The following is a 9453-nucleotide window of genomic DNA, read 5'->3' on the forward strand; positions in this document are numbered from 1 at the left end:
GTGCAGCATTAGGCCGCAAAGGCAACTGGCTCTCGAAAGATTATAAAACCGGAATGAAGCAATATAATGCACGTCAGACGGTAGAGATATTGCGCGAACTCCGACATACGGATGCTGCGACAAAAGGCGTAGGCTCCAGGCAGGACCCTTATGACCTGATGCATGATTTGATATTCAGGATACTGACAGCTCGCGGAGTGATAAACTGATTCATTGACATCAAATACCCTTTAGGGACTTATATACCGATTGTTTCTCTCTTCAATACTTTTTTTTACAAGTTCTTAGCTATCAAACAACATGGCAGATACCGCACAACAATTCAGCAAGGTAGGCACTATGTGTCGTGACATATTTGAGAAAAAACTTAAAGATTATGGGTCTTCGTGGCGACTGATGCGTCCGGAGTCGCTTACCGACCAGATTTACATCAAGGCAGCGCGCATACGTTCGCTTGAGACAAAGTCAGAGCACCGCGTGGAAGAAGGTGTGATACCTGAATGGATCGGCATAGTCAATTATGGAGTAATCGCGCTCATCCAACTCGAAAAAGGATGGGCTGATACCGCAGATTTGTCAACCGAAGAGGCTCTTGCCCTTTATGACCGGCATCTGGAATGCGCTATCGCCCTTATGCTTGACAAGAATCATGATTATGATGAGGCCTGGCGTAAGATGAGGGTATCTTCATTTACGGATATAATACTTCAGAAACTCTGGCGTACAAAACAGATTGAAGACAATCAAGGCACAACGCTTATCAGCGAGGGTCTTGATGCCAACTATAAGGATATGATAAACTATGCAGCGTTCGCCCTTATCAAGCTCACCGGTATCGAGTAATCCGACTCCGGAGACAGCCTGTGATGCCAAACCGACAAAAGGTAATGTCGGCCCGGCACAGGTGAGGCATGTATCCACTCGCACCACAATACTGGTGTGGGTATGCCGCATTATTGTAGGTATGACGTTTGTCGTATCAGGAATCTCCAAAACAATTGATTTATGGGGATTCGTGTACAAGATAGACCAATATCTGGCGGTGTGGCATATGCCGATGCCGCATGGTGTGGTGTTTACAGTCGCAACAGCCCTTGCTGCTTTAGAGTTCCTGCTTGGCTTTCTGCTGATGACCGGCAGCTATAAACGCACGTGTGCATGGATGATAGGCCTTGTCATGGCCGGGATGCTTCCGCTTACATTATATATAATGATAGCCAACCCTGTAGCCGACTGCGGATGTTTTGGCGACATGTGGGTAATCTCAAATACCGCTACGTTCATCAAAAACGTTGTGCTTACGGTATTTATCGTTTATCTGATTATTAAGAATGCAAGCGTACCCGGGCTGTTTTCCACCTACAGCCAATGGCTCGTTGCCGTAATAGCCATCATATATGTGCTTCTGATTGCAATATTCGGTTATAATATACAGCCGCTTATCGACTTCCGCCCTTATCCCGTAGGAACCCCTCTCGGAGAACTGGCAAGGAATAGCGACGACGATTACATACCTGAGTATATATTTGTATATGAAAAGAATGGCGAAAGACATGATTTCACAGAAGATTCTATTCCGGATGATTCATGGACATTTATTGAACGAATTGAAAAACCGGCCGAAGACCATAAGAGTCATAATGGCATCGGTTACGACGGGATGATTACGGTCTACGATGAAAATGGTGATGATGCCACGTCTGATGCAATCTCAGCCGATGGAGAAGAGATTCTGCTCCTTATCCCGGACCTACAAGGTATAGATGTGTCATCAACATATCTTATAAATGAGATAAACAGATACATTGATTCGCGTGGAGGCACAATGGCTGCAATAATCGCAACCGACAGCGAAGGAGTGGACATGTGGCGTGACCTGTCGATGGCGTCCTATCCTATCTATACAAGCGAGGATACCTCAATAAAGGAAATTGCCCGAGGCAACATTGCTGTAGTCTATCTTTGTGACGGTATTATCCGGTGGAAACGCACCCTCAGTTCGATTGATTCAGAAATCTTCGAGCATCCCGGTCCTGACACATTTGCGTCACTCGGATTCTCAGGAAAGACTATAATGCTGACTCTTACACTGTTTTTTTGCGGTCTTGAACTTTTCTTATGGATTCTTGACAGAAGTGGCAGAGCTGTTAAATTGCATTTTACTCGCATGAATCAAAAAAAATAAGTAAATTTGCACATCATCATGCAGCACCTCTCTTCATGCAACTGACATAACCCAATAAAATTCAATACAACTATGAGAAAAAATGTAGTAGCCGGCAACTGGAAGATGAACACAACACTCCAGGAAGGCGTAGCTCTTGCCAAAGAAGTCAATGAAGCCCTCTGCGGCGTAACACCCAAATGCGACGTGGTTATCTGCACCCCGTTCACTCACCTGGCATCTGTAAATGCTGTAATCGACACAAATAAACTTGGCCTTGGCGCAGAGAACTGTGCTGACCACAAGTCGGGCGCATACACCGGCGAGGTTTCCGCACCCATGGTAGCTTCAACCGGCGCAACATATGTAATCCTCGGCCATTCAGAGCGTCGTCAGTACTATGGCGAGACTTCTGAAATCCTCAAAGAAAAGGTAGCTCTTGCTCTTGAGAACAACCTTACTCCTATCTTCTGCATCGGCGAGGTTCTTGCCGAGCGTGAGGACGGTTCTTACAACGAAGTAGTGAAGAAGCAGATTGAAGAAGCACTCTTCCATCTGTCAGCCGAAGACTTCGGCAAAATCATCCTTGCTTACGAACCCGTATGGGCTATCGGCACAGGCAAGACCGCTACTCCCGAGCAGGCTGAGGACATGCATGCACACATCCGCAACCTCATTGCAGAGCGTTACGGCAAGGAAGTAGCCGACAACACTTCTATCCTCTATGGCGGCAGCTGCAAGCCCTCAAATGCAAAGGAACTCTTTGCAAAGCCCGATATCGATGGCGGACTTATCGGTGGCGCAGCTCTTGATGCAGCCTCATTCATGGGTATCGTTACCGCGTTCTAATTCATAGACCGATATATATATCCCGATTATATGCTCCTCCGGTGTCATAAATGCACCGGAGGAGTTTTTTATAACCTCAGTCATTATATCTATCAGCCATATTACAGGAGACTCAATAAATTCAGTATCAGTTGCAACTATTTCACAAATAGTATTGTTATTAAATTAAAATAATAGTTCAACTAAATTTATTTAATTATGAGTCTCTCAAAATTAAACTTCCTGGGCTACTCCAAGAGCTGGTGGCTCGTGTTGATAGCCGGTATCATGATGGTGTTGTGCGGTTTCGCATACTGGTTTTGGCCTGTTGCAGGATATGCTGTTGCCTCCCAGATATTCGGCTGGCTTCTGATTCTTGCAGGTATCGTCCAGCTTATTGTAGCCGCCGGGCCTCATTTCCCGAAAGGATGGGGCTGGTGGATTGCCGGAGGTATGATTGACATGTTTATCGGATTCCTGATGGTGAGAAGCATCCTTCTGTCGGAAGAGGTATTCCCCTACTTCCTGGCTCTCATTTTCATCTATTGGGGTATCACGATGATAATAAGTTCGGTCAACGGGCATAAGGGAAAATACTGGTGGCTGTATCTTATCAACGGCATTTTGCTGATGCTTATCGGATTTTTCTTTGTAGAAGCAGGATGGATTCAGAATATGGAGATGGTCAGCTTCCTTACCTCTTTGGCATTCATCTACTGGGGCTTCTCAATATGCATGTTTGCCTATGACATCAAGCCGCAGATTGGCCAGGGTGAAAATTAACCTACTGACATAAATCACATTGAAACAATCGGCATCACCTTGCAGTGATGCCGATTGTTTTATCTCATATAAATCCAACAATACATGCATGGCATGCGTTACATATAAGTAAGAATATTTCTCTGTAACATAAAATCAAGACAACTCTGACATGAAGAAAATCGTGATAATGGGCGCTACTTCGGGAATCGGAGAGCATGTAGCCGAATCGCTGGCCGCCACCGGATGGCGTGTCGGCGTCGCCGGACGCAAGGTAGAGCGGATGAAAGCTCTCAAAGAGATGTTTCCTGATTCAGTAGAGTGGGAAGCGATAGACATAACCAAAGCGGAAGCACCGCGTAAGCTGTTGTCTCTAATCCGTAAACTCGGAGGTATGGACATATATTTCCATGTGGCCGGAATCGGATTCTTTGATCCGAAGCTCGACATACAGCGTGAAGTGGATACGGCAGAGACCAATGTGGTAGGGTTTACCCGCATGGTAGACACGGCTTTCCATTATTTCCGCAATGTCGGTAAAGGACATATTGCCATAATATCGTCAGTGGCAGGCACCAAGGGCATAGGTGAGATTGCGGCATACTCTGCGTCGAAGCGCTATCAGCAGAATTATATAGAGGCGCTGGAGCAGTTGTCGCGCATGAATGGGTTGAAAATCGCGTTTACCGACATTCGTCCAGGATGGGTGCGCACTCCATTGCTCGACCCCGACCGGAAATATCCCATGACAATGAAAGAGGGCGAGGTAGTGCCGATGATTATCAAGGCGCTGAAAAAACGCACCCGCATCGCAGTCATTGACCGCCGGTGGGCAGCGGCCGTATTCTTCTGGAGGCTTATACCGGGACGCCTGTGGGTAAAGATTCCCATTACATTGTCGAAACCGGCTGAGAATCCGGCGCAAGTCAGCATGGCAGTAGATCAGGCGACAGATTAGAGATTGTCATTAATACCGAAGGGGCACGACACGCCGCATATGGCATAGTTGTGCCCCTTTATTTTGCTTATTGGGCTATGAATTATTAAATTTGCATTATTGTAAAACTGAAATCTCCATGGACGCCCATCACGACAACCACCATCATATCGAAAACGACTCGCAATATGCGGGTCTGACAGTCAACAACGGAGTGGCTCAGCCGCCATCGGTCAACCCCTATATGAAGGCTCGACGCCGGCGCCCCATGCCGTCGGCCGGTGAACTTGTCGAAGGGATACTCAAGGGCGATGTCACAATGCTCAGTCGCGCCGTGACCATGGTCGAAAGCCTTTCGCCGGAACATCAGAAAATAGCCCAGGAGGTGATTGAGAAATGTCTCCCCTACTCCGGAAACTCACGGCGCATCGGCATAACAGGTGTGCCCGGCGCCGGCAAGTCGACCTCGATTGATGAGTTCGGGCTGCATGTGCTGAAAGATGGCGGCAAACTTGCCGTTCTCGCCATCGACCCTTCGAGCGAGCGCACAAAAGGGTCCATCCTCGGGGACAAAACCCGAATGGAGCGTCTGTCGGTCAATCCGCATGCATTCATACGCCCCAGCCCCTCGGCCGGAAGCCTGGGCGGAGTGGCAAGAAAGACACGCGAGACTATCGTGCTATGTGAGGCTGCCGGCTACAACAACATATTTGTAGAGACCGTAGGCGTAGGTCAGAGCGAGACCGCCGTACACTCTATGGTCGACTTCTTCCTGCTGATTCAGCTTGCCGGCACAGGCGACGAACTGCAGGGAATCAAACGTGGCATTATGGAAATGGCCGACGGCATCGTAATCAACAAGGCTGACGGCGACAATGTAGACCGCGCGCGCCTGGCCCAGGCCCAGTTTCGCAGCGCGTTGCAGCTTTTCCCCCCGTCGCCCTCCGGATGGTCGCCCGAAGTGCTGTGCTATTCCGGCTACTACGCTATCGGCATCGCGGAAGTGTGGGATATGATTGACCGCTATTTCGACTATGTGAAAGCCAACGGCTACTTCGAGCGCAAGCGTAACGAACAGGCGCGCTACTGGATGTATGAGACCATCGACGAGCAGTTGCGCCGCAACTTCTACACACGTCCCGATATCGAGGCACTGCTGGCCGACAAAGAGGCTCGCGTGCTGGCCAATCAGCAATCATCATTTACCGCCGCGCGCGACATCCTCGACCATTACTATTCCTCCATATAATTCATCGCCTTTATGAAAACATAGCACCGGCGTTGGGATGTATCAAAGTCCCAACGTCGGTGCTATTCGTATGCTATATCAAAAAGAGCCTGGCACTATGTCCGCGCGGTGCCAGGCTCTTTCTCAAAGGCTATCTCTTGCTATCGTGCCAAGATTGCCCTATCGTTTCGGTCAGGCCATTTGCCCATTACCAACAGTGCCGGAATACGATATCTGAGGCATGCCCTCGACAATGTATAGCTGATAATCGATACGATTATTGTGTACAGGCATATACCGATTACAATCGCATTTCCAAAAATTGGCCATGTGAATACAATTTGCAATACAAGGAAGTGGATATAGTATATTCCCAAAGTCACCCCCCCCATTTTGCTTAAGAAGTGTAGCCGCTCGGTTTGCTTGTTATATAGTTTGAACAGTTCATATACAAGCATCGTCCCGACCATTCCGATTACCAGACGGTATACAACCGGGAACAGGCGTCCAAGATTTATCCATTGATAGAAAGTAGGAGGTTCATTATGCATACGGAAAAAGTATACCATCACCGGAAAAACTATAGCGCATGATATAAGCAATCGGAAATCAAACTTACGGGTATCATTCTTGTTCTCGTTCCATGTGCGCCACATCACTCCGGCACAAAAATAGATGAAATACCATGCTATCCAATGAAATCCGAACTGGCGCACATTGCCAAAGATGACAATCCCATTTAATAAGCCGGCCACAGTCGCAAACACAATCCATTCAGGGAGATTGATTCTCCGTGCAATACGTCTGCTTGCTATAAAAAGCACTGTGATGAAAAATAAGGCCCATAAGAACCACAGCCCTCCATCAGGATGATAAACTACCCGACAGATGTATTCCAGAAGAGAAATATTCTGATTGCCCGTCAATAAGATGTCAAGCCCATATTTTACAGGAATGTAGCTAAAAAACGGAATCAATAATTGTATCCCTCGTTTCTTTATTATTGTCCAGTCATATTTGCGGAAACACACATATCCGCTCATAAACATGAACAATGGCATATGGAACGAATAAATAATCCGAAAAATCCACGAATCCATCAGATTATAATTTTGGACAACATGCCCTAAGACAACGAGAAAGATTGCAAATCCTTTCAGGCAATCAACATAACCAAGCCTTTTTATCATAGAATTTGTTAACTGGTGATTAGCGGAGTAGCTTTTTATATATAAATCCACGCAATGAATTAGGAACTATTCGTGTGGTAAATCGAATCGTAATGTTTACAACCATTTGTAACATATTTATATATCCGATTGCCCGTATGTGATTTTGGAATTTTACTTCTTCCAATGCATGCTTTAGTCCACCTCGACGTTTAAACACATCTGAAGATGAGCGAAAAAGCAATAATGACTCTTGAATATTGTAAAATTTAGCACCATTTAATAGTAAACGTACCCAAAGATAATAATCTTCAAATAAAGGAAAATGCCGATATCCACCAGCAAATAAAATTGCACTTTTACGAAATACAGATGCAGGATGATTAATTGGACACCGTTTTTTCCCATATTTATAAATTTCAAATGGGAATTCAGGTATTTTCCTGGTAGAAACAATGTTCATAGGGTTACCCTCAAATTCGTCAATCCAACAACTTACAACCTGCACATCAGGGTATGTGTTAAATATGTCTATCTGACTTTCAAAACGATTGGGAAGTGCAATATCATCAGTATCCATTCGTGCCACTATCTCATGTGAACAGTATTTCAACCCTTCATTAAGTGCATTACCTAACCCTCCATTTTCTTTAAGTGCTACACGTTTGATTTCAGCATGATTTAACTCAAATTCATCAAGTACAGAGTATAAATCTGTAGTAAGTGGACCGTCTTCTACAATAACAACTTCAGTAGGAGCTATTGTCTGGCTAAATATGCTGTCGAGACTTTGACGCAGAAAGTCGGGCCGCTCTTTGGCGTAGAGCGACATCAAAACAGAAAATAACATGAGATATAGAATCTATTATCAGTAATTTAATTTATTTTGACTCTACTCCAAGAGTCGCATATCGGATCCTCTCCAATAGTATTATTTGTCCATTTATTAGGAGTAACCACTATTTTATTAGGATTCTGATTTAGCCAAGCCCCCCACCATGAGAATGAAGAATTTGCAATAATATTATGGTTGCATTTAGACATTAAATGTATGTCTTGGAAACTATTGATGCCTGTATTCCAATCCACATATCTAATATCTACGCCGCTTGGCAATAATACTGGAATATTTTTTTTACACCATTCCATGTCATTGGAAAATATACAGGCTATGTCTACAGCTTGTAATTGACTTGTGACGAATTCTATCGCATTTCTATAGTATTCTGAAGTACAAATATTTTGATATAATTTATTGCCGATATAATCACCCCGTCTGATATGAATAGATATACTTGACGTATTCGTTAAATCATTTAAAAGTTTATTGTTGTGTATATTATCATCTAATGGGAAAGAGAATACATCTAATAGAGACGGGCGAATCGATTTGAAAAATTTTTCATTCTGCCAATAACCTTCGTAGTATTTATATTTCGGATTATCCCAATCAGTATTTTTCAAATCAATGCACATTGAACGCCTTTGCGGTAAGATGCGGCTACCAATTTGCCATGTACGATAGTTGGGAAAAGGCCAAGCGACACTCGCTACATTTTTAAGGGTGGCAAATTCAACTGATAAATTAAATATATCTGCTACCTCAAAACCATTATGTAATCCATATCCATTGTAAGAAAAAATGTCGGCAAGTATACGTTCCTCAGGATATAGGTTTTGCAGTGATTTCAATAAGGCAAGTTGGAACATCTGGTTGCCGAGTCCACCTAAGAATTTTACTATTTTCATTTTAAATACCAAATAAGAGCATCTTTAATTATTAACGCACTTTTTTTTATCTTAGACCCATATGATGATGACCGGCCTTTATTGAAATATTGATCAACTTTCACCTTATCTCTAAATATAATTTTAGGTGTGAATTCGGGAGTTATCCATTCCTCAGGCATACAATATTCGGGGGATAGGATTTTACATGGATGGGCTCGAAAATATTTATTTATATGAGACTCATCATGAACACGAGCTATTATTCCTGCATCATAATCTCTCCTTATATTTTGGGCAAGCGTTGAAATCATATTAAGATATGCTTTAGCTTCGCCTCCATTTAGTCCTCCCATATAATATAAATATGGTTGCTTTTCATATGGAGCAATATACGCAGCAGAATTCTTATTACGCTCGTATGGATAGAACATCGGATGCTTAAATGGTTTACGTTTGCCTGGCCATTCTGCTCCAACTAATTTTTCAGAATTAGAGGGTAGTAGTTCAATTCCTACAGAGTCAACAAACAAAGCATTACTATTAAAAAAGAAAATATAGTCAAACTTTAGAAGTTTGTCTTTGATTGTCATAAATATTTCGAACCGCAAGAGTGAATCCAAAGGAAACCCCATAC

The 9453-nt window shown here is 44.1% G+C and carries 10 protein-coding genes and 1 pseudogene; 7 read left to right on the top strand and 4 right to left on the bottom strand.

Annotation, left to right across the window (positions count from 1 at the left end; genetic code table 11):
* The 7 genes and pseudogenes from K2I50_RS04080 to meaB form a co-directional block, all read left to right on the top strand.
* Positions 1 to 209, top strand: a pseudogene (locus K2I50_RS04080) (hypothetical protein); the annotation flags it as partial.
* 91 nt (positions 210 to 300) lie between these two features.
* Positions 301 to 843: a DUF1599 domain-containing protein gene (locus K2I50_RS04085; protein ID WP_301024961.1), complete on the top strand. Its 543-nt coding sequence runs from the start codon at positions 301 to 303 to the stop codon at positions 841 to 843.
* Complete coding sequence (locus K2I50_RS04090; RefSeq protein ID WP_301024962.1) at positions 803 to 2185, top strand: BT_3928 family protein; 1383 nt, start codon at positions 803 to 805, stop codon at positions 2183 to 2185. Before K2I50_RS04085 ends, K2I50_RS04090 begins: the two co-directional genes overlap by 41 nt.
* A gap of 72 nt (positions 2186 to 2257) precedes the next feature.
* A complete protein-coding gene (gene tpiA, locus K2I50_RS04095) occupies positions 2258 to 3013 on the top strand; it encodes a triose-phosphate isomerase (RefSeq protein ID WP_123612810.1) in 756 nt (251 codons plus the stop codon).
* Positions 3014 to 3211: 198 nt separating this feature from the next.
* Positions 3212 to 3775, top strand: coding sequence for an HdeD family acid-resistance protein (locus K2I50_RS04100; protein WP_301024963.1), 564 nt, complete (start codon positions 3212 to 3214; stop codon positions 3773 to 3775).
* A gap of 151 nt (positions 3776 to 3926) precedes the next feature.
* Positions 3927 to 4712, top strand: coding sequence for an SDR family NAD(P)-dependent oxidoreductase (locus tag K2I50_RS04105; RefSeq protein ID WP_301024964.1), 786 nt, complete (start codon positions 3927 to 3929; stop codon positions 4710 to 4712).
* 118 nt (positions 4713 to 4830) lie between these two features.
* On the top strand, positions 4831 to 5940 hold the full coding sequence (gene meaB, locus K2I50_RS04110; RefSeq protein WP_301024965.1) for a methylmalonyl Co-A mutase-associated GTPase MeaB: 1110 nt from the start codon (positions 4831 to 4833) through the stop codon (positions 5938 to 5940).
* 140 nt (positions 5941 to 6080) lie between these two features.
* Here the strand turns inward: meaB and K2I50_RS04115 are convergent, their stop codons facing one another.
* From K2I50_RS04115 to K2I50_RS04130, 4 genes are all read right to left on the bottom strand, one after another.
* Positions 6081 to 7109, bottom strand: a complete 1029-nt coding sequence (locus tag K2I50_RS04115; RefSeq protein ID WP_301024966.1) for an acyltransferase family protein — start codon at positions 7107 to 7109, stop codon at positions 6081 to 6083.
* Between the two features lie 19 nt (positions 7110 to 7128).
* Positions 7129 to 7938, bottom strand: coding sequence for a glycosyltransferase family 2 protein (locus K2I50_RS04120; protein WP_068960486.1), 810 nt, complete (start codon positions 7936 to 7938; stop codon positions 7129 to 7131).
* A 26-nt stretch (positions 7939 to 7964) separates the two neighbouring features.
* A complete protein-coding gene (locus K2I50_RS04125; RefSeq protein ID WP_301024967.1) occupies positions 7965 to 8837 on the bottom strand; it encodes an alpha-1,2-fucosyltransferase in 873 nt (290 codons plus the stop codon).
* On the bottom strand, positions 8834 to 9453 hold a 620-nt coding region (locus K2I50_RS04130), incomplete at its 5' end, for a glycosyltransferase family protein (RefSeq protein ID WP_301024968.1). The genes K2I50_RS04130 and K2I50_RS04125, both read right to left, overlap by 4 nt.

It is taken from the genome of Muribaculum sp., assembly GCF_029051885.1.
Taxonomy (GTDB): domain Bacteria; phylum Bacteroidota; class Bacteroidia; order Bacteroidales; family Muribaculaceae; genus Muribaculum.